This window comes from Variovorax sp. R-27, from assembly GCF_049913215.1.
In the GTDB taxonomy this organism is placed as follows: Bacteria; Pseudomonadota; Gammaproteobacteria; order Burkholderiales; family Burkholderiaceae_C; genus Variovorax.
The window spans coordinates 2,326,660-2,345,177 of record NZ_CP183984.1 but is presented as its reverse complement, the minus strand read 5'-3'; the positions used below and the strand labels follow the sequence as shown (position 1 = coordinate 2,345,177).

Here is an 18,518-nt window from a genome sequence, read left to right as displayed (position 1 = left end):
CTTTTCTCACACGTTCCACGAGGGGAACGGATCCGGAAAGTTCTGCCACCACGAGGCGCCGAAGCGCATCTCGTTTTCCGTGAGCAGGCACTCGTCGAGCCGGGCGCGCAACGCGTCTTCGTCCATGCCGATGCCGATCAGCACCAGCTCCTGCCGCGCGTCACCCGTGGCCGGGTCCCAGTTCTTGTGGATCAGCTCCAGCGCATCCGGCTCGGTCGGCCAGTGCTCGCGCGGCACTGCGGCCCACCAGAAACCCGCCGCGCCATAGCGACAGGCGCCGCCGGCCTGCGACCACGAGCCCGCACGCGTGGCGCGACTTGCAAGCCAGAAGAAGCCCTTGGAGCGCACCACTCCTTCCCATTCGCTTTGCACCAGCTTCCAGAATCGCATCGGGTGAAACGGAATGCGCGAACGGTAGACAAAGCTGCGAATGCCGTATTCCTCCGACTCGGGCACGTGCTCGCCGCGCAGCTCGGCCAGCCAGCCGGGCGCCTGCTCGGCCTGCTCGAAGTCGAACAGGCCAGTGTCGAGCACGCGGTCGAGCGCCACGCGGCCGAACTCCGACACCTCGATGCGGGCGCGCGGGTTCAGGCTGCGCAAGATGGCCATCAGCCGTTCGCGCTCCTCGGGCGTGACGAGGTCGGTCTTGTTGACCACCAGCACGTCGCAGAACTCGATCTGCTCGATCAGCAGGTCGACCACCGTGCGCGTGTCCTCGTCGCCGAGCGACTGGCCGCGCTGGCCGAGGCTGTCGGGCGAGCCGTAGTCGCGCAGGAAGTTGAAGGCGTCGACCACCGTCACCATGGTGTCGAGCCGGGCCACGTCGGCCAGGCTCTTGCCGTCTTCGCTGGCGAAGGTGAAGGTCTCGGCCACGGGCAGCGGCTCTGAAATGCCGGTGGACTCGATCACCAGTTGGTCGAAGCGCCCTTCCTTCGCGAGGCGGTTGACCTCGATCAGCAGGTCTTCGCGCAGCGTGCAGCAGATGCAGCCGTTGCTCATCTCGACCAGCTTCTCGTCGGTGCGAGAAAGCTCGGCGCCGCCGTCGCGCACCAGCGCGGCGTCGATGTTGACCTCGCTCATGTCGTTGACGATGACCGCCACGCGGCGGCCCTCTCGGTTATGGAGGATGTGGTTCAGCAGCGTGGTCTTGCCGGCGCCAAGAAAGCCGGAGAGCACGGTAACGGGGAGGCGGTCAGCCATGGGGCAGGCTCCATATATGCAACAGGATTGCATTATATGGATCAACGCAACATTGTTGCGTTTTACTGCCGAGCCCCGGTCGCCATCGACCGTTCGCCTACCATCCGGAAAATGACCTCCGAACCCCGCACGCCCTTGCAACTCGTCTGGCCTTCGCACGAACACCTCGCCGGCTACATCGCCGCGCTGGAACGCGGCTGGTCGCCCAACAACCTGCGGCCCGAAGCCGGCCAGGAAGAACTGGCGCAGATCCACGCCGACCCCGAACGCTTTCTGGCCAGCCTCGTCGACCCCGAAGCCAAGGGCCCGCCAGTCGCGCTGCCCGGCGGAGGCACCGTGCCCCGCCTGCCAGGCTACCGGCGCTGGATGTGGGACGGCGAGTTCTGCGGCAGCATTCAGCTACGCTGGCAGCCTGGCACCAACGCCCTGCCCATCTACTGCCTTGGCCACATCGGCTACGGCGTGGTCCCGTGGAAGGGCAACCGAGGCTACGCCAAGGCTGCGCTGCGCGCGCTGCTGCCCGAGGCGCGCACCAGGGGCCTCGATCACGTCGACATCACGACCAGCCCCGAAAACCTCGCCTCGCAGCAGGTGATCCGCGCCAACGGCGGCGTGCTGGTGGAAGAGTTCGTCAAGCTACCCGAGCTCGGCGGCACTCCTGAACTGCGCTTTCGCATCGACGTGCGGGAGCTCCGGTAGCGCTACATCTCGAAGGCCTCGACCTGCCTGCCGTCGATGTCGGTAAAGCCGTACTCGCGCGCCAGGTCGGCCACGCGCAGTACCTCGCCGCTCTTGTCCATCACCCGCGCATCGCCGGCCAGCGCCGCGATCGCCCGTCCCAGGTAGCGCGGCGACTCGGTGCGCGCCAGCGCGGGCCGCTCATGCCAGTGCGCCTCATCGGTCTTGTGGCCGGCCAGCACGAACTCCGTGCGCATCCAGCCGGGCGACACGGCAATGGAGGCGACGTTGTGCGACCGCAGGTCTTGCGCCATGCCGAAAGCCAGCCGGGTCATCGAAGCCTTCGCCAGGTCGTAGAAGAGGCTGCCGCGCAGATAGTGGTCACGGTCCCAGAAGGTGGTGGTGAGGATCAGCCCCTTTTTCTGTCGCACCATCAGCGGCGCGGCACAGCGGCTGGCCACGAGGTGGTTGCGCACGCCGCGGTCGAACATCGAATCCCAGTTCGACAGCGGGTGCTCCCAGAAAGGTGCTTCGAACACGCCATTGAAGGTCTCGTGGCCACCCCAGGCGTTGTTCACCAGCAGGTCGATGCGGCCTGCCTCGCGCTCCACGCGGGCGATGAGCGCCGCCACTTCTTCTTCGCGGGTGTGGTCGCACTGCACGGCGATGCCGTGTCCGCCCATGCGGGTGAGTTCGTCTGCGGTGTCGTCGATGCTGCCGGGCACGGCCTGCATATCAGACAGGGCCAGCAACTGGCCGTAGGTTTGCGCGGGCCGTTCGCGCGTGCTGCGCCCGGTGACGTACACCGTGGCTCCGGCGGCGCCCAGTTCCAGCGCGATGCCGCGCCCTGCTCCTCGACTCGCGCCAGTCACCACTGCCACGCAATCCTTCAACGGGCGACGGGTGTTTTCGTTCTGCATGTTCGGTTGCTCCTTCGATCTGCCTTGTGCAAGAGCGGACGAAGATAGTGCGCGCTCAACGCGCCGTCTTGGAAGAACCCGAAACGGCATGCCCCATGAACTCCGTCGGCGTAACGCCGCAGAGCGCGCGGAACTCGTTGACCAGGTGCGACTGGTCGTAGAAGCCGCTCTCCAGCGCTACGTCAGCCCACGCGGGCGACGACTGCAGCCGCAGCGCGCGCAGACAACCATGCATGCGCGCGAGCCGGCTCCAGGCGCGCGGCGAAAGGCCCACGTGGGCATGAAAGAGCTGCTGCAGTCGCCGTTCGCCAACGCCGACGGTCGTTGCCACCTCGCGCAAGGGACGACGCCCGCCGGATGCGGCGATGAGCTGCGCGGCATGCATGGCAGCGGCTGTGTTGCCCGCGGCGGCGCTGCTGTCGCGAAGCCGGCGTTGCAGAACGGCGTGCAGCAGCGTCACTCGCGCCGCATCGTCCGGCGCCTCGGCCATGCGCCCCAGCAGCTCGGTGCCTTCGCCCTGCCACAGCGCATCGAGGTACACGGCGCTGCCGCCGATCTCACCCACTGGCAACCCCAACAGTGCAGCGGCGGCACCAGGGCGCAGGGTGACGGAGAGCCCCTCCACCTTGCGCCGCATGCGCACCACCACAGGCGCGGCCGAAGCGCCAATGGCTTCCACCGCCAGCCCCTCGCTTTCACCGGCGGACGGTGCATCGCCGAGGTTGAACACCAGCCGCACCGCGCCGTCTGGCAGCACGCGTTCGCGCACCTCGTGCCCTTCGGCGAAGGTCTCGCTGTACAGCATGATGTGCGAGACGTGGCCGCGCAGCGCAGCCCCAACCGGGAACGCGCGCAACGTACCCGCGGGCACGCCGGACTCCGGCCCGTGCAAGGGGTCGTCGTCGAGGCGAAGGAAGAGGCGTTCGGCCATGGCAGTCCATTGTGATGAAAACCCCGCCCGGGTGCGAGCCAGCCGCGGTCGCCGAAAATCGACCGCTTCGCCCGCGCACACGAATGCCCGCCACCGCCCTCCCCGTCCTCTATTCATTCCGCCGTTGCCCCTATGCGATGCGGGCCCGGCTCGCGCTGATTGCGAGCGGCCAGCGCTGCGAGCTGCGCGAGGTGGTGCTGAAGAACAAGCCGGCCGAGATGCTCGCGGCTTCGCCCAAGGGCACGGTGCCCGTGCTGTTGACTGAAGACGGCGCGGTGCTGGAGCAGAGCCTCGACGTGATGCTGTGGGCCCTGCGGCGCAACGATCCGCTGCGCTGGCTGCAGCCCGGAACCGGCACGCTGCAGGACATGCTCGCGCTGGTCGCCGCCTGCGACGACGGTTTCAAGCCTCAGCTCGACCGCTACAAGTACCCTGACCGGCATGCGGATGGCGGCGAACCCGCGCGCGAGCGCGGCGCCCTGTTCCTGCGCGACCTCGAAACCCGGCTGTCGACTTCGCCCCACCTGACTGGCGCACATGCCACGCTGGCCGATGCCGCCGTCATGCCCTTCGTGCGCCAGTTCGCAATGGTCGAGCCCGCGTGGTTCGATGCACAGCCCTGGCCCCGCCTGCAAGCGTGGCTGTCCGGCTGGACCGCCTCGGACCTGTTCGCACGCGCCATGCACAAGTACGCGCCCTGGAAGACCGGCGACGCCGGCGTCAGCTTTCCGCCGATTTAGCTAGCCGCCCATCGCCACCGCCGAGGCCCGCTGGATGCATTCGACGAAATGCTGCGCGGCCGGCGTCAGCAGTTGCCCACGGCGCTTGATGACGCTGACGCTCAGCATGGGCAGCTCTTCCTCGATCTCCACGCGCCGGATGCCGTGGCGCTTGAAGGTCAGCGTTGCCAGCGGCTCCACGAACAGGCCGACCAGGTCCATCTGCCCGACCAGCGCCAGCGCCACCGTGACCGATTGCCCCTGGATCACCCGCGCCGGCGGCGGCAGGCCCAGTGGCAGCAGCGGCGACACGGCCTCGCGGCCGCTGAAATGGTCGTCGCCCGGAAGAATCCACTCGGCCTTGTAGAGCTCGCGGATCGAGCGACTCGCGCGCAGCGGATGACGCTCGCGCAGACCCACCACCAGCCTCACCGGAAAGAGCTCCATCGCCTCGAACTGCGGATCGAGCCGGCCCGGCACCACATGCGCCACCGCAAAGTCGAGCGAGCCCTCTCGCAGGCGCCCCAGCATCCAGGGCAGCACCGTTTCGCTGAACTGCACGTCGACCGCCGGCAGACGCGCGTGAAAGTCCTTGAATGCAGCCGGCAGCACCGTGAGCGCGAACGAAGTGCTGACGGCCAGCGAGACCTTGCCCGTGAGCCCGTCGCGGATCTGCGCGATCTCGTCGCGTGCGCGCTGCATGTCGGCCAGCAGCAGCCGGGCACGTGGCGCAAAGGCCTTGCCGAACTCGGTGAGCCGCACGCCCTTGACGCTGCGCTCCACCAGCGGCGCCCCGACTTCGCGCTCCAGCTCGCGCACGATCTTCGTCACGGCCGGCTGGGAAATGCCCAGCACGCGGGCCGCGGCGCGAATGCTCATCTGCTCGACCACCGCCACGAAGGCGTGCAACTGATTGGGTTTCATGACAACCAAAAGTTATCTTTGACGCCCAATTATTGTCTTTTCATGACAGCAGCGAGTCTCTAGCATCCGGCGCGGTCAGTGCGTAGATACCTTCGACCGACATCCTCGAAAAGCAAAGCCAACACTGGAGAGCCATGAGCAACCCAAGCAAGCAGCCCGCGCCGTCCTCGTCCCCCGCTCGCCCCGCACGCAGGCGCCAGACCATCGTGGCCACCACCATCGGCAACGGGCTGGAGTTCTTCGACTTCACCGTCTACGGCTTTCTGGCGCTGGTGATCGGCAAGCTGTTCTTCCCGACCTTCAATTCGTACGGACAGCTGCTGCTGACGGTGGCGAGCTTCGGCGTGGGCTTCATCATGCGGCCGCTGGGCGGCATCGTGATCGGCGCGTATGCCGACCGCGCGGGCCGCAAGAAGGCCATGACGCTCACCATTTTCCTGATGGCGCTGGGCTGCGCGCTGATTGCCTTCACGCCCACGTACGCGGCCATCGGCGTGGCGGCGCCGGTCGTCATCGTGCTGGCGCGGCTCATCCAGGGCTTCTCGGCCGGCGGCGAAGTGGGTGCATCGACCACGCTGCTGGTCGAGCACGCCACGCCGTCCAACCGCGGCTACATGGCGAGCTGGCAGTTCGCGAGCCAGGGCCTGGGCGTGATGCTCGGCGCTGTCGTGGTGGGCCTGCTGACCTTCACGCTGTCGACGGAATCGATGCAGAGCTGGGGCTGGCGCGTGCCCTTCATCATCGGCATGCTGATCGCGCCGGTGGGCATGTACATCCGCCGCCATCTCGAAGAGTCGCTGCACATCTCGCCGGAAGAAGCCGCCGCGCCGCGCGAGAGCAGCCTGAAGATCGTCTGCACGCAGCACGGCAAGACGGTGCTGGCCGCGATTCTTTCGCTGGTGGGCGGCACCACGGCTGCATATGTCGTCACGTTCTACATGCCGACGTACGCCGTGCGCGAGCTCGGCTTCACGCCGTCGGTGGCGCTGTTCGGCGCCGCGCTCACCGGGCTGATCTCGTTCGCCTTCGCGCCCTTCGTCGGCAAGCTGTCGGACGTGGTGGGCCGCAAGCCGCTCATCGTCTGGAGCCGCATCGCACTGGCGATCCTGATCTACCCGGGCTTCCTGTGGCTCAACGCCTCGCCCACGCCGACGGTGCTGTTCGTCGTGCTCGGCGTGTTCAGCTTCGGCCTGGTGGTGCAGACGGTGCCCGGCATCACGATGCTGCCGGAGATGTTTCCGAAGGCGGTGCGCGCCAGCGGCATGTCGCTGGTGTACAGCGTGGGCGTGGCGCTGTTCGGCGGCTTCGCGCCCTTCATCAGCACCTGGCTGCTCAACGCCACGGGCAGCAAGCTCGCGCCGGCCTGGTACCTTGTGGCGATGACGGTGGTTTCGCTGATCGGCCTGCTCTGGCTGCGCGACCATACGGGCCGCGACATCGATGCCGCGGGCGCCCACGCAACGGCCTGACGACTTTCCTCACCATTCCACGCACAGGAGTCCCCACCTCATGCCAACAACACAACGCTCCGCCGCCACGCGTTATTTCTCGGGCACGTATGCCGAAGCCCGCGCCAAGTTTCTCGAGGCCGCAGCGCAGCGCGGCGCGGCCGTCGAGTCGTTCGTGCTCGAAGCGCACCGCGGCGCGCTCGGCGAAGAGCTCGCCACCGACGTCGCGCTGATCGGCGCGATCGACGCGAAGAAGCTGCTGCTCGTGACCTCGGGCACGCACGGCCCTGAAGGCTTCTGCGGCTCGGGCACGCAGATCGCCACGCTCAACGATGCCGACCTGCTCTCGCGGCTGGAGAAGGCCGGAGTCGCGCTGCTACTGGTGCATGCGGTCAACCCGCATGGCTTTTCGCACCTGCACCGCACGAACGAAGACAACATCGACCTGAACCGCAACCACATCGACTTCAATGCGCCCCTGCCGGTGAACGCCGAGTACGCGGATGTCGAACCGCTGGTGCTGCCCGCGACCTGGCCACCGACACCCGCCGACGAAGCGGCCGTGGCCGCCTACGTCCAGCAGCACGGCATGACCGCCTTCCGCGCGGCGGTGACCAAGGGCCAGTACACCTCGCCCGACGGCCTGTTCTACGGCGGCACTGCGCCCTCGTGGAGCAACGGAACCATCCGCAAGATCCTGCGCAAGTACGCTGCATCGGCCACCCACATCGGCTGGATCGACGTGCACACCGGTCTCGGCCCCTACGGCCATGGCGAGAAGATCTACCCGGGCCGCAACACGCCCGAAGATCTCGCGCTGGCCCATGCATGGTGGGGCGCGGACGTGTTCGCACCGTTCGCGGGCGACTCGGCCTCGGCCGACGTGTCGGGCCCGGTGATCTCGACCGCGTACGACGAATGCCCGAACGCGAAGATCGCGCCGATGGGCCTGGAGTTCGGTACGTTGCCCGACCTTGAAGTGCTGACCCGCCTGCGCGCCGACACCTGGCTGCGCCGCCACCCCGAGGCACCGGAAGCGCAGAAGCGCGAGATCCGCGCAGAACTGCGCGACGCGTTCTACTGCGACAACGAGGAGTGGAAGGGAATGATCCTCGGGCAGACCCGCGTCGTGCTGCTGCAGACGCTGCAGGGCCTTCGCAAGGCCTGATCGATCAGCTGAAGTTCGGCGCGCGCCGTTCGCGCAGCGAGGCAATGCCCTCACGCACGTCGGCGCCCGCAAAGCCCATGAATTCGAGCGCCAGCGAGGCGTCGAAGGTCGGGCCGGCCTGGCGCAGCCAGTTGTTCAGCGCGTACTTGGTGAGGCGAATGGCGCTCTGGCTGCCGGCCGCCAGCCGGTCGGCCACTTCGTAGGCACGCGGCAGCAGGTCGGCCTCTTCCACCGCGAGCGACACGAGGCCGATGCGCTCGGCCTCCTCGCCGCTCACCGGCTCGCACAGCAGCAGGTGGTACTTGGCCTTGGCCATGCCGCACAACAGCGGCCAGACAATGGCCGCGTGGTCGCCCGCAGCCACGCCCAGTCGCGTGTGGCCATCGACGATCTTCGCGTTCTTCGTGGCGATGGAGATGTCGGCCAGCAGCCCCGCCACCAGCCCCGCGCCCACGGCCGGGCCGTGCATGGCGCTGACGATGGGCTTGTCGCAGTTGATGATGTTGTAGACGAGGTCGCGCGCCTCGCGCCACACGCGCTGGCGCACCGCGTCGTCGGTGGTCATGTCCTGCACCATCGCGAGATCGCCGCCGCCCGAGAAGCCCTGGCCTTCGCCCCGCAGCACGGCGCAGCGCACCGTGTCGTCGGCGGACACGTCGCGCCAGATCTCGGCGAGTTCTCGGTGGCCGTCATGGCCCGCCGTGGGCAGCTTGCCGTTGGCCGCCCGCATCTGGATGTCGAGCACCGCGCCATTCGCACCACGGCGCGCGATGGCGAGGGTCTGGTAGCGGGTGTAGTCCATGGCGGGTGTCTCTTTCTGTGGCTTGTCTGCCGTCTATTTTTTTGCGGCCACTTCGCGGCAGCGCTGCACGTTGGTGTCGAAACGCGAGGCCAGTCCGGGCTCGCACTCGTCAGACGGCGTGAGCTTGCACATGCCGACGACCACGTAGTCCATGACCGCCGACGTGCACATCGGGTAGGCCGCCAGATCGGGGTTGGCCTTGACCTTGAAGCCCCAGCGTTCGGAGAACTGCACCGTGCGGATCATCGCGCCATGGAAGAAGCTGCGGTCCTTGGCGGCGATGGCGGCTTCCATGCGGGGCAGTTCCTCGTTCAGATAGCCGACCGAATCCAGCGGGAAGCCGGACGGGTCCTGCTGCGCGGTGGCCATCGATGCGGCGACGACCAATGGCAAGGCAGCCAGGATGCGCAGGACGGGAGAAAGCGAGGGGCGAAGGGGCGTGCGTGGAAGGTGCATGGCTTCGAATTCTGCAACGTTTTGAAGCACTTTTGAAATTGCCGCGGTGCGCCCGCGCCACACCTACTTGCCCTTCTTCTGCTTGTCGAACTTGCGCCAGTACTGGAATTCGTCCTCGTGCACCTCGAGGTCGATCTCCGAAATGCGCGACTGCAGGCGCTCCTGCACCTCGGCCACGGCCTTGTTGTAGACCAGCGGGCCGATCTCTTCCAGGAAGAAGCCGAGCAGCGCCCCCGCCGCGATGTTGCCGATCGGCTCTTCCATGTTCTCGCGGAAATAGCGTTCGATGGACGTGATGGCCTGCTGGCGCGCTTCCTTCGGTATCTCGATGGTCATGGCGGGGTCTCGGGGGTTGGGTCGATCGATTGTGCCGGGGCACGGGGCCTGGCGACGAAGCTGCCGCTACCATGCGCGCACACAACTACACCGGAGACACACACCATGCAGTTCCGCCCCGCCGTACTCGCGGCCCTGGCTCTGGCAGCCCTTGCCTCTCTCCCCGGCTGCACGAACCTGACCCCCACCGTGCCGCAGCGCCAGCTGATGCTGGTCGCCAACGACGAGAAGCAGTCGTGGAACGACGCCGGCGTCGTGAGCCTCGGCCCGATGGGGCGCGACACCGTGCAGGTGCTCGACATCGGCACCGACCCGCTGGCGCCCAAGGTGGTCGGCACGCTGCAGCTGGACAACACCATCGCCGGCCCGCCGACCAACCTCGCGATCACGCCCGGCGAAACGCTGGCGCTGGTCGCCAACTCGCTCAACGTGGTCGAGGAGAACGGCGCACGCAAGCAGGTGCCCGACAACCGCCTCTTCGTGATCGACCTGACGACCACGCCGCCCAAGCTGCTCGACACCCTGCAGGTCGGTAGGCAGCCCTCGGGCCTGTCGATCAACCGCACGGGCGACCTCGCGCTGGTGGCCAACCGCGCCGACAACTCGGTGAGCGTGCTGCGCATCTCGGGCAAGAAGGTGACGCTGATCGACACCGTGGCCATGGGCGATTCGGTGGCGCACGTGCGCTTCACGCCCGACGGCAAGCGCGCATTGGCGGCCAAGTTTCCGAGCCACAAGATCGCGCTGCTCGACGTGAACGGAGAGAAGGTCAGCTACAACAAGGTCGACCTCGCGGCGGGCCTGTGGCCCTACAACGTCGACGTGACGCCAGACGGCAAGCTCGCGCTCACGGCCGACAACGGCAACTCGGGCGCGTCCGACGGCCAGGTCGATACCGTGAGCGTGATCGACCTCGAGGCCACGCCGCCGCGCGTGGTCGACAAGGTGGTGGTCGGCGACGGCCCCGAAGGCCTGGCCGTGAGCCCGACCGGCAGGCACGCGGTGGCTGTGATCCTGCGCGGCAGCAACTCGTCGAAGAGCGCCTACTTCTACAACCGCAACGGCTCTGTGGTGCTGCTGAAGATCGACGGCAAGAAGGTCACGCGCGCCAACGAGGTGGTGGTGCGCGGCCTGCCCGAAGGCGCGGTGTGGAGCGCAGATGGCAAGTACCTCTACGTGGGCAACTTCATCGACCAGGACATCACGATCCTGCGGCTCGATGGCGACACGCTGGTGCCTACGGGCAAGTCGTTCCAGCTGCAGGGCCACCCGGCCGCGATGCGCGGGACAATGACGCACTGATCGATCCACCCTCCCCCGAACCCGGACGAAGAATCCATGGCGCAACCCAAACGACAACTCCGCACGCTCGAACGCGGCATCCTCTGCCTCGTGATCGGCGCCGCCGTTCTGCTGGGGCCGCGCTTTCTCCAGGGCACGCGCTGGTTCGAGATGGTCGCGGGCGCCTACCTGGTCGGCTGGTTCGCGCTGGTGCTGGGCGTGGCGCTGATCGTGGTCGAGCTGGTGAAGCGCGGCAAGACGCGCCAATAAAAAAACCCGCCTTGCGGCGGGTTTCAGCAACAGGCTCAGGCCTTCTTGCCGCGCAACTTTCCAACCAGCTCCACCACGACCAGCACGATGGCGCCGGCCACGATGCCCACGCCGGCATTCACGCCCATCGAGCCCAGCGTACCGAACACACCGCCGGTGGCCGCGGCCCAGCCCTCGACCGCATGCCCCAGCGCCGGCACGCCGTGCACCAGGATGCCGCCGCCCACGAGGAACATCGCGGCCGTGCCGGCCACCGACAGCGCCTTCATGAGCCATGGCGCCGTGGCCAGGATGCCGCGGCCCAGGGCCCGCGCGCCTGCGCTGGCGCGCTGGCTCAGGTAGAGGCCCGCGTCGTCGAGCTTCACGATGCCGGCCACGAGGCCGTACACGCCGATGGTCATGATCAGCGCGATGCCGACCAGCACGCTCAGCTGCGTCGTGAAAGGCTGGCCCTGCACGGTGCCCAGCGTGATGGCGATGATTTCGGCCGAGAGGATGAAGTCGGTGCGCACGGCGCCCTTGATCTTGTCCTTCTCCATGGCAACCACATCGACCGATTCGTCGGCCACGGCCTTCTCGTGGCGCTCGGTGTCGGCGTCGTGCTCCTTCTTGTGCAGGAACTTGTGCGCGAGTTTCTCGGCGCCTTCGAAGCAGAGAAAAGCGCCGCCGACCATCAGCAGCGGCGTCACCAGCCAGGGCAGCCAGGTGCCGATGGCCAGCGCCGCTGGCACGAGGATGGCCTTGTTGACGAACGAGCCCTTGCACACGGCCCACACCACCGGGATCTCGCGATCGGCCTTGACGCCGGACACCTGCTGCGCATTGAGGGCAAGGTCGTCGCCCAGTACGCCGGCCGTCTTCTTGGCGGCCACTTTGGTGAGGATCGACACGTCGTCGAGAACGGTCGCGATGTCGTCGAGCAGCAGGAGCAGGCTGGTGGCCATGGGCAAGATTCGGGCTGAAAAAGAAGCGGCGAGCTTATCCGCTGCCGCCAACCGCCCTTGCAATAACCGTACGAATCACAGAGCGCTGAGCGCAATGGCCAGCACCGCGGCGAGCGACGCGCCGAACAGCGCCAGCCCCACGCGGCGGCGGCGGTGCGTGAGCATCCACAGCGCCATGCCCGACATCGACAGGAAGATCAGGCTGCCGGCCAGCGTGTCGACCAGCAGGATCCACGGCAGTGGCATGCCGCCACCCTTGTGCATGCTGGTGAGCGTGGCGACAAAGCCGTTGTGCGTGGTGGTGACGCCGACCGAGCGGTTGCCCTGCCAGTACTCGACCTGCACGATCTCGTTGGGGCCGCCGAAGTTGAACACCCAGCGCGCGGGCTGCGTGAGCACGGGGGCGCTCTTGTCGCTCTTGTCGGCCCAGGCGACGGGCTTGGCGGGCTCGATGCGGCGAGAGTTGGGCGGGCCGCTCATGCGCAGCGCACCCTGCAGCCACTGGCTCATGGCCTCGGGCGTTTCCGGCGCAGGGTCGGGCAGTACCAGCTGGGCGCGCGTGCGCTCCTGGGCCTGCGGCAGCTTCAGCACGTCTCGGTGGTTGAGCCAGATGCCGCTGAAACCGAACAGCAGCCCCAGCACCGCGCCCCAGAGGCCGAACCAGCCGTGGGTGCGGCGGATCCACTGCACGGCGGTCGTGCGGCGCTGGTGCGCGCGCACGCGCGCAGCGTGGCCGAGGGCGGTGCTGCCGGAGTCCATGTCAGGAAACGTCGCGCTTCAGGCGGATTTCCTCGACGCGCACGGTGCCGAAGGCGGTGGTCTTGGCGGTCTTCATCTCGCGCTTGAAACCCGCGAGTTCGTGGAAGCGCATGGCGCGGTCGTTGCGGATCGGCACCCAGATGGTGACCGTGGTGCAGCCCTCTTCTTCCAGGCCTTCGCGCGCGGCGTCCCAGAGGGCCACGCCCACGCCCTTGTCCCAGTGCTCGGGCTTGACGTAGATGGCCCAGATTTCGCCGGTGGTGGGCGGGGTCTTGGGGTCGCGCGAACGGTCGAAGCCGACGAAGCCGACGATTTCGCTGCCCAGCACGGCCACACGCACCTGCGGCTCGCTGTATTCGATGGCTTCGCGCCACTTGGCTTCGCGGGTGGCCGGGGCCAGGGCGCGCAGCTCTTCCTCGGGAAGGATGCCTTCGTAGGCGGCCTTGGCGGCGAGGGAATGGATTTCGGCGACGGCCTTGGCGTCGCGCAGGGTGGCGGGGCGAACTTCGTAATCTGACATGAATGCGGGGAAATCAATGGAACCGCGTATTGTCGCCGCACCGCTAAACTGCTTGCCGCATCCGTCGTAACAACAGGAGAAATCGACATGGCCAAGAGTCAGCAACGCAGCACCAAGGAAGCGAAGAAACCGAAGAAGGACACCTCGCCGCCCAAGCCTGTGGGCACTGGCGGCATCGAGCCCGTTCGCACGATCACGACGGCGGTCATTCCCCGCGGCAAGCTCAAGAACAAGTGACGAACGACGCTCCAGCACCTGCCCCAGCGGCCCCTGCGGCCGCAAAGGCCCAGCCGCGCAACCCGCTGCATGGGGTCACGCTGGAGGCCATCGTTACCGCGCTGGTCGATTACTACGGGTGGGAGCACCTGAGCGAGCTCGTTGCCATCCGTTGCTTCACGCTCGACCCGAGCGTGAGCTCGAGCCTCAAGTTCCTGCGCAAGACGCCGTGGGCGCGCGAGAAGGTCGAGAGCCTTTACCTCTTCATGCTGCGCGAGCAACGCCGCGAGCAGCAGCAACAGCAGCAAAGCCAGCCGCCGCAGCCATGAAGGTCCGACTCGAGCCCTCGGGCCTCGACTTCGAGACCGACGCCGGCACCACGCTCCTGAAAGCCGCCGAGGCCGCCGGCATCGAGCTGCCGAGCTCGTGCCGCAACGGCACCTGCCGCACCTGCATCTGCCAGCGGCTGTCCGGCGAAACCCGTCACATCATCGAATGGCCCGGCCTGAGCGCCGAGGAAAAAGCCGAGGGCTGGATCCTGCCCTGCGTGGCGCAGGCGCTGGGTGACATCACGCTCGACGCGCCCGGCGCGCGCGCCCTGTTCGCAGACTAGGACTTGACCAGCGGCCTGACCGAAGGCGCCGCCACCACCAGCCGGTCCCGCTGGGCCAGCGACGGGAACAGCCTGAACCAGGTCAGCGCGACCAGCATCGTCCCCACGCCGCCCACCACCACCGAGCCGACCGGCCCCAGCAGCGCCGCCGTGGCGCCCGACTCGAACTCGCCGAGCTGGTTGCTCGCGCCGATGAAAATCGAATTGACCGCACTCACCCGCCCGCGCATGGCATCGGGCGTTTCGAGCTGCACCAGCGTCTGGCGGATCACCACGTTGACCATGTCGGCGCCGCCCGAGACCGCCAGCGCGATCAGCGAGACGACAAAGCTCTTCGAAATGCCGAACACCACCATGCACAGCCCGAAGAGCCCGATGGCCAGCAGCAGCGTGCGCCCCACGCGGCGCTCGACCGGCCGGCGCGTGAGCAGGATCGACATCACCAGCGCCCCCACCGCCGGCGCGCCGCGCAGCAGGCCGAGCCCCCAGGGCCCGGTGTGCAGGATGTCCTTGGCGTAAATCGGCAGCAGCGCCACCGCGCCGCCCAGCAGCACCGCGAACAGATCGAGCGAGACCGCGCCGAGCACGGGCTTGCGCTTCCAGATGAAATCGACGCCCGCGAACACGGTGGCCAGCGTCACCGGCTCGCGCGCGGCCGGCGTGTAGGCATAGCGAAGCCGCAGCACCAGCGCGCAGGCGACGACAAAGAAGGCCACGCTGGCGCCGTAGACCACCGCCATGCCCGCCACGAACAGCAGCCCGCCGAGGGCCGGCCCGCCGATGATCGCGCCCTGCATGCCCGCCGAGCTGAAGGCCATCGCGCGCGACAGCATGCTGGGCGGCACCAGCAGCGGCGTCAGCGCCTGCTGCGCCGGCATCTGGAAGGCCCGCACGGCGCCCAGCACCAGGGACAGGCCCAGCAGCAGGCCGCGCGAGTCGTGCTTTTCCAGCACCGCCAGCAGCAGCACGAGCGCCACCAGCCCCTGTACCGCGAAACAGGCCGCCACGATGCGCCCGCGGTGGTGGCGGTCGACGACGTGGCCAGCCAGCAGCGCCAGCAGCAGCGCGGGCACGAACTGGTAGAGGCCGACGAGGCCCAGGTCCCAGGCGCTGCTGGTGAGCTCGTACATGTGCCAGCCGATGGCCACCAGCAACATCTGCGAGGCGGCGGTGCCGAACAGGCGCGCCGTCCACATCTGCATGAACGGGCGTTCGCGCGTCAGGTCGGAAAAGCTGGGGGGAGAAGAGGAAACGGAGGCTGGGGCGGGGCCGGACATCCGCTCAAGGATAGCCGAGGCCGGATGAGCGGGGCATGAGGGGCCGGGAACGCGGGAGCGGGCCACCATCGCGCTCTCTACACTCTGCGGCATCCATGACGACCGCGCCGCCGCTCCTGCAACCCGTTCACGAAGACCCGCACCTGCTGGTGCTCGACAAGCCCGCCGGCCTGCTCTGCGTGCCCGGCCGTGGCGAGGACAAGCAGGACTGCCTGAGCGCACGCGCCGTGCGGCAGTGGCCCGACGCGCTGATCGTGCACCGGCTCGACATGGCCACGAGCGGGCTGGTGGTGATGGCACGCGGCATCGAAATGCAGCGTGCGCTGAGCGCGGCCTTTGCCGAGCGCCGGGTACACAAGCGCTATGAAGCCATCGTCGATGGCGCGATGCCGGTGCTGGAAGACTGGTCGCTGATCGACGCACCGCTGATGGCCGACTGGCCGCGCAGGCCGCTGCAGAAGACCGACCCGGCGGGCAAGCCCAGCGTCACGCGATGGAAGGCGATTTCATTGCTGCCTGGCGAGCCTGCCGCGACCCATGTGCTGCTGGAGCCACTGACCGGCCGTTCGCATCAGCTGCGCGTGCACCTGCTGTCGATCGGGCATCCGATTCTTGGCGATGCGCTATACGGTGATGCCGCCCTGCAGGCACGCGCGCCACGGCTGCTGTTGCATGCGAGCGAGCTGGGGTTCGTGCACCCAGTGACGCAGCAGGAGCTTTACTTCAAACGGCCGCCCGATTTCGCCGTCGTTTCCTGACCAATCAGTCAGCCTCCCTTGACGACCAGCACGGGCATGTTGGCGTCCTGCAGCACGCGCTGCGTCACGCTGCCTAGCAGCAGTTTTTCGATGCCGCTGCGGCCGTGCGAGCCCATCACGATCAGGTCGGCCGCGATGGCGATGGCCGTATCGACGATGCCTTCGTGCACCACGTGGCCGTCGATCACGCGCTGGTCGCTGTGCAGGCCTTCGGCCGCCAGGGCAGCCACGCCGCGTGCGAGCGCCGCGTTGGCGCTGGCCGTGGCCGCTGCGAGGTATTCGTTCTGGCCGAGCGCATAGTCCGCGCCCACGCCGATGAAGGGGTAGTTGTCGATCACGTGAATGAGCGTGATGCGGCTACCGAAAGCCAGCGCGAGGCCGCTGGCCTTGCTGACGGCGAGCATGGAAGTTTCGGAGCCGTCGATCGGAACCAGGATGTGATTGAACATGGCGGGACCTCGCTTTCGTTCGCAGACAGACACGGCCCACATGGAGCCGGGCCCCGAATTTAACCGCTGTTCCGCGGACGGACTGTAGGACTCGTGCCAGCGACGGCGCACAGCGCCGCCGTGCGGCTTCAGTCCCCCTGGAAACCCTTGGCGCGGCAGGTGATCACGAGCGTGTCGCGCCAGCCTTCGCCGCCCTCTTCCAGCGGCTGGATCGGCGTCGATTCGTGGATCACGCGCGCATCGTCGAGCACCAGCAGGGTCCAAGGCTCGGTCATGGTGAAGCGCTCGCCGCGGCGGCCGTTGGCTTCGAACACGCGCGTCTCGCCACCCTTGATACCGTGCCGGCCGACCAGTGCCACGGCCACGAGGTCCACACCATCGCGGTGCGCGCCCTCGGGCGTCGGGCGGCCGATGCCGCCGGCGGTGTCGATGCGGAACTGGTGCGCTTCCACGTACCAGCGCTGCGGCGCACCACGCATGTCGCTGCTGGCCTTGCCGAGCTGCTGCAGCAGCCGCTGCCACACGGGTTGCGCCACGGTGGCCTCGAGCATAGGCGCGAACCAGCGCTGCATGCCCCCGTGCAGGGCGTTGTATTCGACCGGCTGCCAGTGCGCGCGATGCGGCACCTGTGCCAGCGTGGCATGGTCGTCGGCTTCGACGGTGAAGCAGGCATGGCGCCGCGTGCGGTAGCGGCCGCCGTCCTTCAGGTATTCGTCGGGTGGGAGATCGTTCCAGTCCGCGTGCAGCGCATTCAGCTGCGCGAGCGGAACGCCGAGCCATTCGCTGACGCCCTGCGGACTGAGCACTGCATAGCCTTGATCGCGCAATGCGGCAGGCAGCTCGGCCGAGGCGATGAACGGGGGAGTGAAGGCGGCCGTGGTCACTGCGCGCTGACCTTCACGTCCTTCCAGAACGCGACGCGGTCGCGGATCTCTTCGGCTTCGGGCTTCGGGTTGGCGTAGTACCAGGCGGCGTCGGTGTTGAGTTCGCCGTTGACCAGCAGCGAGTAGTAGCTTGCGGTGCCCTTCCAGGGGCAGGTGGTCTTGTGGTTGCTGAAGGTGACTGCGTCGCGATTGAGCGAACTCATCGGGAAATAGTGGTTGCCTTCGACGAGCACGGTGTCGTCGCTTTCGGCGATGGTGACGCCGTTCCAGGTTGCTTTCATGGTCTTGGTCTCCAGGGGGAGGGTTGCGGGCGCTGGCCGTTGCGCTGCCGCACGGGGCTTGGGTATTGTGCCGTTGCTTGGCACTGCCGCTTTCTTCGCTGCTGTATCTACCCTGTTGGGGGGTTTGTTTTCTGGGGCCGGGTCTCGGCCCGGCGGCCGACTCACTTTCTTTTGCTTCGCCAAAAGAAAGTAAGCAAAGAAAAGGCGACCCTGCTGTCTGCGTCCCTTCGCTTCGCTACGGGCAACCTGCGGTGCTCGACGTAGACGGGGGTCCGCAGAACTCGCTTCGCTCAAACAGCTGCGGCCCTGATCCCGTCTACGTCTGCGCTCCTCGGCGCAGCCAGAAGGGATTTCGAGCAGGCCATCGCTGCGCTCGGCCAAACATCCAATACCAACCACCGCAGGCGCTGCGCGCCTGCGGTGGCCTCATGGCCGAGCGAAGCAAAGGCCCGTGTGGTTCCCAACCCCCTCTGGCTGCGCCGAGGAGCGCAGCGTTTCGCGGATCAGGGCTCGCCCTTGTCTGAGCGAAGCGAGTTTGGGCGAGACCCCGCGAAACGCGAGCACCGCAGGTTGCCCCTTCGCACAGCGAAGGGGTCGCAGACAGTGGGGTCGCCTTTCTTTTGCCTACTTTTCTTTGGCGAAGCAAAGAAAAGTAGGTCGCCCGCCGGGGCGAGTCCCGGCCCC

At 67.6% G+C, this 18,518-nt stretch carries 24 protein-coding genes; 10 read left to right on the top strand and 14 right to left on the bottom strand.

The window, feature by feature from the left end; all coding sequences use genetic code 11:
• Nucleotides 1-6: 6 nt before the first annotated feature.
• Nucleotides 7-1,200: a zinc metallochaperone GTPase ZigA gene (gene zigA, locus ACN9MV_RS10835; RefSeq protein ID WP_426392155.1), complete on the bottom strand. Its 1,194-nt coding sequence runs from the start codon at nucleotides 1,198-1,200 to the stop codon at nucleotides 7-9.
• A 111-nt stretch (nucleotides 1,201-1,311) separates the two neighbouring features.
• Here zigA and ACN9MV_RS10830 point away from each other — a divergent pair, with 111 nt between their 5' ends.
• The gene (locus tag ACN9MV_RS10830; RefSeq protein ID WP_093059126.1) at nucleotides 1,312-1,899 is read left to right on the top strand and encodes a GNAT family N-acetyltransferase; all 588 of its coding nucleotides are present in this window, start codon (nucleotides 1,312-1,314) and stop codon (nucleotides 1,897-1,899) included.
• 2 nt (nucleotides 1,900-1,901) lie between these two features.
• Here the strand turns inward: ACN9MV_RS10830 and ACN9MV_RS10825 are convergent, their stop codons facing one another.
• Both ACN9MV_RS10825 and ACN9MV_RS10820 read right to left on the bottom strand, forming a co-directional pair.
• The gene (locus ACN9MV_RS10825) at nucleotides 1,902-2,798 is read right to left on the bottom strand and encodes an SDR family NAD(P)-dependent oxidoreductase (RefSeq protein ID WP_093177813.1); all 897 of its coding nucleotides are present in this window, start codon (nucleotides 2,796-2,798) and stop codon (nucleotides 1,902-1,904) included.
• A 55-nt stretch (nucleotides 2,799-2,853) separates the two neighbouring features.
• Entirely contained in the window at nucleotides 2,854-3,729 is an 876-nt protein-coding gene (locus tag ACN9MV_RS10820) for a helix-turn-helix domain-containing protein (RefSeq protein ID WP_426392153.1), read from the bottom strand.
• 83 nt (nucleotides 3,730-3,812) lie between these two features.
• Between ACN9MV_RS10820 and ACN9MV_RS10815 the strand changes: the two genes are divergently transcribed.
• A complete protein-coding gene (locus tag ACN9MV_RS10815; RefSeq protein ID WP_426392151.1) occupies nucleotides 3,813-4,469 on the top strand; it encodes a glutathione S-transferase in 657 nt (218 codons plus the stop codon).
• On the opposite strand, the gene ACN9MV_RS10810 is transcribed toward ACN9MV_RS10815, so the two are convergent.
• The gene (locus ACN9MV_RS10810; RefSeq protein ID WP_093059122.1) at nucleotides 4,470-5,372 is read right to left on the bottom strand and encodes a LysR family transcriptional regulator; all 903 of its coding nucleotides are present in this window, start codon (nucleotides 5,370-5,372) and stop codon (nucleotides 4,470-4,472) included.
• Between the two features lie 134 nt (nucleotides 5,373-5,506).
• Here ACN9MV_RS10810 and ACN9MV_RS10805 point away from each other — a divergent pair, with 134 nt between their 5' ends.
• Together ACN9MV_RS10805 and ACN9MV_RS10800 are read left to right on the top strand one after the other, a co-directional pair.
• A complete protein-coding gene (locus tag ACN9MV_RS10805; RefSeq protein ID WP_093177819.1) occupies nucleotides 5,507-6,841 on the top strand; it encodes an MFS transporter in 1,335 nt (444 codons plus the stop codon).
• Between the two features lie 40 nt (nucleotides 6,842-6,881).
• Nucleotides 6,882-7,988, top strand: coding sequence for a M14 family metallopeptidase (locus ACN9MV_RS10800; RefSeq protein ID WP_426392148.1), 1,107 nt, complete (start codon nucleotides 6,882-6,884; stop codon nucleotides 7,986-7,988).
• Nucleotides 7,989-7,992: 4 nt separating this feature from the next.
• Here ACN9MV_RS10800 and ACN9MV_RS10795 read toward each other — a convergent pair whose 3' ends face one another.
• From ACN9MV_RS10795 to ACN9MV_RS10785, 3 genes are all read right to left on the bottom strand, one after another.
• Nucleotides 7,993-8,790, bottom strand: coding sequence for an enoyl-CoA hydratase/isomerase family protein (locus ACN9MV_RS10795; RefSeq protein WP_093059119.1), 798 nt, complete (start codon nucleotides 8,788-8,790; stop codon nucleotides 7,993-7,995).
• 33 nt (nucleotides 8,791-8,823) lie between these two features.
• Entirely contained in the window at nucleotides 8,824-9,246 is a 423-nt protein-coding gene (locus ACN9MV_RS10790) for a hypothetical protein (protein WP_093078907.1), read from the bottom strand.
• Between the two features lie 63 nt (nucleotides 9,247-9,309).
• The gene (locus tag ACN9MV_RS10785; protein WP_426392146.1) at nucleotides 9,310-9,582 is read right to left on the bottom strand and encodes a DUF2164 domain-containing protein; all 273 of its coding nucleotides are present in this window, start codon (nucleotides 9,580-9,582) and stop codon (nucleotides 9,310-9,312) included.
• A gap of 105 nt (nucleotides 9,583-9,687) precedes the next feature.
• Between ACN9MV_RS10785 and ACN9MV_RS10780 the strand changes: the two genes are divergently transcribed.
• Entirely contained in the window at nucleotides 9,688-10,884 is a 1,197-nt protein-coding gene (locus ACN9MV_RS10780) for a YncE family protein (protein ID WP_426392145.1), read from the top strand.
• A gap of 36 nt (nucleotides 10,885-10,920) precedes the next feature.
• The gene (locus tag ACN9MV_RS10775; protein ID WP_307617226.1) at nucleotides 10,921-11,133 is read left to right on the top strand and encodes a hypothetical protein; all 213 of its coding nucleotides are present in this window, start codon (nucleotides 10,921-10,923) and stop codon (nucleotides 11,131-11,133) included.
• 35 nt (nucleotides 11,134-11,168) lie between these two features.
• On the opposite strand, the gene ACN9MV_RS10770 is transcribed toward ACN9MV_RS10775, so the two are convergent.
• From ACN9MV_RS10770 to ACN9MV_RS10760, 3 genes are all read right to left on the bottom strand, one after another.
• Nucleotides 11,169-12,077, bottom strand: coding sequence for a DUF808 domain-containing protein (locus ACN9MV_RS10770; RefSeq protein ID WP_093078757.1), 909 nt, complete (start codon nucleotides 12,075-12,077; stop codon nucleotides 11,169-11,171).
• A 75-nt stretch (nucleotides 12,078-12,152) separates the two neighbouring features.
• Nucleotides 12,153-12,836: a PepSY-associated TM helix domain-containing protein gene (locus ACN9MV_RS10765; protein ID WP_093177831.1), complete on the bottom strand. Its 684-nt coding sequence runs from the start codon at nucleotides 12,834-12,836 to the stop codon at nucleotides 12,153-12,155.
• A 1-nt stretch (nucleotide 12,837) separates the two neighbouring features.
• Nucleotides 12,838-13,356: a GNAT family N-acetyltransferase gene (locus ACN9MV_RS10760; RefSeq protein WP_093059111.1), complete on the bottom strand. Its 519-nt coding sequence runs from the start codon at nucleotides 13,354-13,356 to the stop codon at nucleotides 12,838-12,840.
• A gap of 87 nt (nucleotides 13,357-13,443) precedes the next feature.
• Between ACN9MV_RS10760 and ACN9MV_RS10755 the strand changes: the two genes are divergently transcribed.
• The 3 genes from ACN9MV_RS10755 to ACN9MV_RS10745 are packed head-to-tail and all read left to right on the top strand — an operon-like array spanning nucleotide 13,444 to nucleotide 14,185.
• Nucleotides 13,444-13,593, top strand: a complete 150-nt coding sequence (locus ACN9MV_RS10755; RefSeq protein ID WP_013542593.1) for a hypothetical protein — start codon at nucleotides 13,444-13,446, stop codon at nucleotides 13,591-13,593.
• On the top strand, nucleotides 13,590-13,901 hold the full coding sequence (locus tag ACN9MV_RS10750) for a VF530 family DNA-binding protein (RefSeq protein WP_426392143.1): 312 nt from the start codon (nucleotides 13,590-13,592) through the stop codon (nucleotides 13,899-13,901). Before ACN9MV_RS10755 ends, ACN9MV_RS10750 begins: the two co-directional genes overlap by 4 nt.
• Entirely contained in the window at nucleotides 13,898-14,185 is a 288-nt protein-coding gene (locus ACN9MV_RS10745; RefSeq protein WP_093059109.1) for a 2Fe-2S iron-sulfur cluster-binding protein, read from the top strand. The genes ACN9MV_RS10750 and ACN9MV_RS10745 overlap by 4 nt, the downstream gene beginning before the upstream one ends.
• Here ACN9MV_RS10745 and ACN9MV_RS10740 read toward each other — a convergent pair.
• Nucleotides 14,182-15,387 carry an MFS transporter gene (locus ACN9MV_RS10740; protein ID WP_426392141.1) on the bottom strand — a complete coding sequence of 402 codons (1,206 nt, stop codon included), beginning with the start codon at nucleotides 15,385-15,387 and terminating at the stop codon, nucleotides 14,182-14,184. The genes ACN9MV_RS10745 and ACN9MV_RS10740 overlap by 4 nt on opposite strands.
• A 170-nt stretch (nucleotides 15,388-15,557) precedes the next feature.
• Between ACN9MV_RS10740 and ACN9MV_RS10735 the strand changes: the two genes are divergently transcribed.
• The gene (locus ACN9MV_RS10735) at nucleotides 15,558-16,220 is read left to right on the top strand and encodes an RluA family pseudouridine synthase (protein WP_426392139.1); all 663 of its coding nucleotides are present in this window, start codon (nucleotides 15,558-15,560) and stop codon (nucleotides 16,218-16,220) included.
• Between the two features lie 8 nt (nucleotides 16,221-16,228).
• Here the strand turns inward: ACN9MV_RS10735 and ACN9MV_RS10730 are convergent, their stop codons facing one another.
• The 3 genes from ACN9MV_RS10730 to ACN9MV_RS10720 all read right to left on the bottom strand — a co-directional run bounded on the left by ACN9MV_RS10730 (nucleotide 16,229) and on the right by ACN9MV_RS10720 (nucleotide 17,834).
• The gene (locus ACN9MV_RS10730) at nucleotides 16,229-16,669 is read right to left on the bottom strand and encodes a universal stress protein (protein ID WP_007833935.1); all 441 of its coding nucleotides are present in this window, start codon (nucleotides 16,667-16,669) and stop codon (nucleotides 16,229-16,231) included.
• A 128-nt stretch (nucleotides 16,670-16,797) separates the two neighbouring features.
• The gene (locus ACN9MV_RS10725) at nucleotides 16,798-17,553 is read right to left on the bottom strand and encodes a 2OG-Fe dioxygenase family protein (protein ID WP_426392137.1); all 756 of its coding nucleotides are present in this window, start codon (nucleotides 17,551-17,553) and stop codon (nucleotides 16,798-16,800) included.
• The gene (locus tag ACN9MV_RS10720; protein WP_426392135.1) at nucleotides 17,550-17,834 is read right to left on the bottom strand and encodes a DUF427 domain-containing protein; all 285 of its coding nucleotides are present in this window, start codon (nucleotides 17,832-17,834) and stop codon (nucleotides 17,550-17,552) included. Before ACN9MV_RS10720 ends, ACN9MV_RS10725 begins: the two co-directional genes overlap by 4 nt.
• Nucleotides 17,835-18,518: the final 684 nt, after the last annotated feature.

What these genes read in the sequence shown, in the direction of transcription:
- zigA (WP_426392155.1), bottom strand. Translation starts at nt 1,200, where the DNA reads ATGGCTGACCGCCTCCCCGTTACCGTGCTCTCCGGCTTTCTTGGCGCC.
- ACN9MV_RS10830 (WP_093059126.1), top strand. Translation starts at nt 1,312, where the DNA reads ATGACCTCCGAACCCCGCACGCCCTTGCAACTCGTCTGGCCTTCGCAC.
- ACN9MV_RS10825 (WP_093177813.1), bottom strand. Translation starts at nt 2,798, where the DNA reads ATGCAGAACGAAAACACCCGTCGCCCGTTGAAGGATTGCGTGGCAGTG.
- ACN9MV_RS10820 (WP_426392153.1), bottom strand. Translation starts at nt 3,729, where the DNA reads ATGGCCGAACGCCTCTTCCTTCGCCTCGACGACGACCCCTTGCACGGG.
- ACN9MV_RS10815 (WP_426392151.1), top strand. Translation starts at nt 3,813, where the DNA reads ATGCCCGCCACCGCCCTCCCCGTCCTCTATTCATTCCGCCGTTGCCCC.
- ACN9MV_RS10810 (WP_093059122.1), bottom strand. Translation starts at nt 5,372, where the DNA reads ATGAAACCCAATCAGTTGCACGCCTTCGTGGCGGTGGTCGAGCAGATG.
- ACN9MV_RS10805 (WP_093177819.1), top strand. Translation starts at nt 5,507, where the DNA reads ATGAGCAACCCAAGCAAGCAGCCCGCGCCGTCCTCGTCCCCCGCTCGC.
- ACN9MV_RS10800 (WP_426392148.1), top strand. Translation starts at nt 6,882, where the DNA reads ATGCCAACAACACAACGCTCCGCCGCCACGCGTTATTTCTCGGGCACG.
- ACN9MV_RS10795 (WP_093059119.1), bottom strand. Translation starts at nt 8,790, where the DNA reads ATGGACTACACCCGCTACCAGACCCTCGCCATCGCGCGCCGTGGTGCG.
- ACN9MV_RS10790 (WP_093078907.1), bottom strand. Translation starts at nt 9,246, where the DNA reads ATGCACCTTCCACGCACGCCCCTTCGCCCCTCGCTTTCTCCCGTCCTG.
- ACN9MV_RS10785 (WP_426392146.1), bottom strand. Translation starts at nt 9,582, where the DNA reads ATGACCATCGAGATACCGAAGGAAGCGCGCCAGCAGGCCATCACGTCC.
- ACN9MV_RS10780 (WP_426392145.1), top strand. Translation starts at nt 9,688, where the DNA reads ATGCAGTTCCGCCCCGCCGTACTCGCGGCCCTGGCTCTGGCAGCCCTT.
- ACN9MV_RS10775 (WP_307617226.1), top strand. Translation starts at nt 10,921, where the DNA reads ATGGCGCAACCCAAACGACAACTCCGCACGCTCGAACGCGGCATCCTC.
- ACN9MV_RS10770 (WP_093078757.1), bottom strand. Translation starts at nt 12,077, where the DNA reads ATGGCCACCAGCCTGCTCCTGCTGCTCGACGACATCGCGACCGTTCTC.
- ACN9MV_RS10765 (WP_093177831.1), bottom strand. Translation starts at nt 12,836, where the DNA reads ATGGACTCCGGCAGCACCGCCCTCGGCCACGCTGCGCGCGTGCGCGCG.
- ACN9MV_RS10760 (WP_093059111.1), bottom strand. Translation starts at nt 13,356, where the DNA reads ATGTCAGATTACGAAGTTCGCCCCGCCACCCTGCGCGACGCCAAGGCC.
- ACN9MV_RS10755 (WP_013542593.1), top strand. Translation starts at nt 13,444, where the DNA reads ATGGCCAAGAGTCAGCAACGCAGCACCAAGGAAGCGAAGAAACCGAAG.
- ACN9MV_RS10745 (WP_093059109.1), top strand. Translation starts at nt 13,898, where the DNA reads ATGAAGGTCCGACTCGAGCCCTCGGGCCTCGACTTCGAGACCGACGCC.
- ACN9MV_RS10740 (WP_426392141.1), bottom strand. Translation starts at nt 15,387, where the DNA reads ATGCAGATGTGGACGGCGCGCCTGTTCGGCACCGCCGCCTCGCAGATG.
- ACN9MV_RS10735 (WP_426392139.1), top strand. Translation starts at nt 15,558, where the DNA reads ATGACGACCGCGCCGCCGCTCCTGCAACCCGTTCACGAAGACCCGCAC.
- ACN9MV_RS10730 (WP_007833935.1), bottom strand. Translation starts at nt 16,669, where the DNA reads ATGTTCAATCACATCCTGGTTCCGATCGACGGCTCCGAAACTTCCATG.
- ACN9MV_RS10720 (WP_426392135.1), bottom strand. Translation starts at nt 17,834, where the DNA reads ATGAAAGCAACCTGGAACGGCGTCACCATCGCCGAAAGCGACGACACC.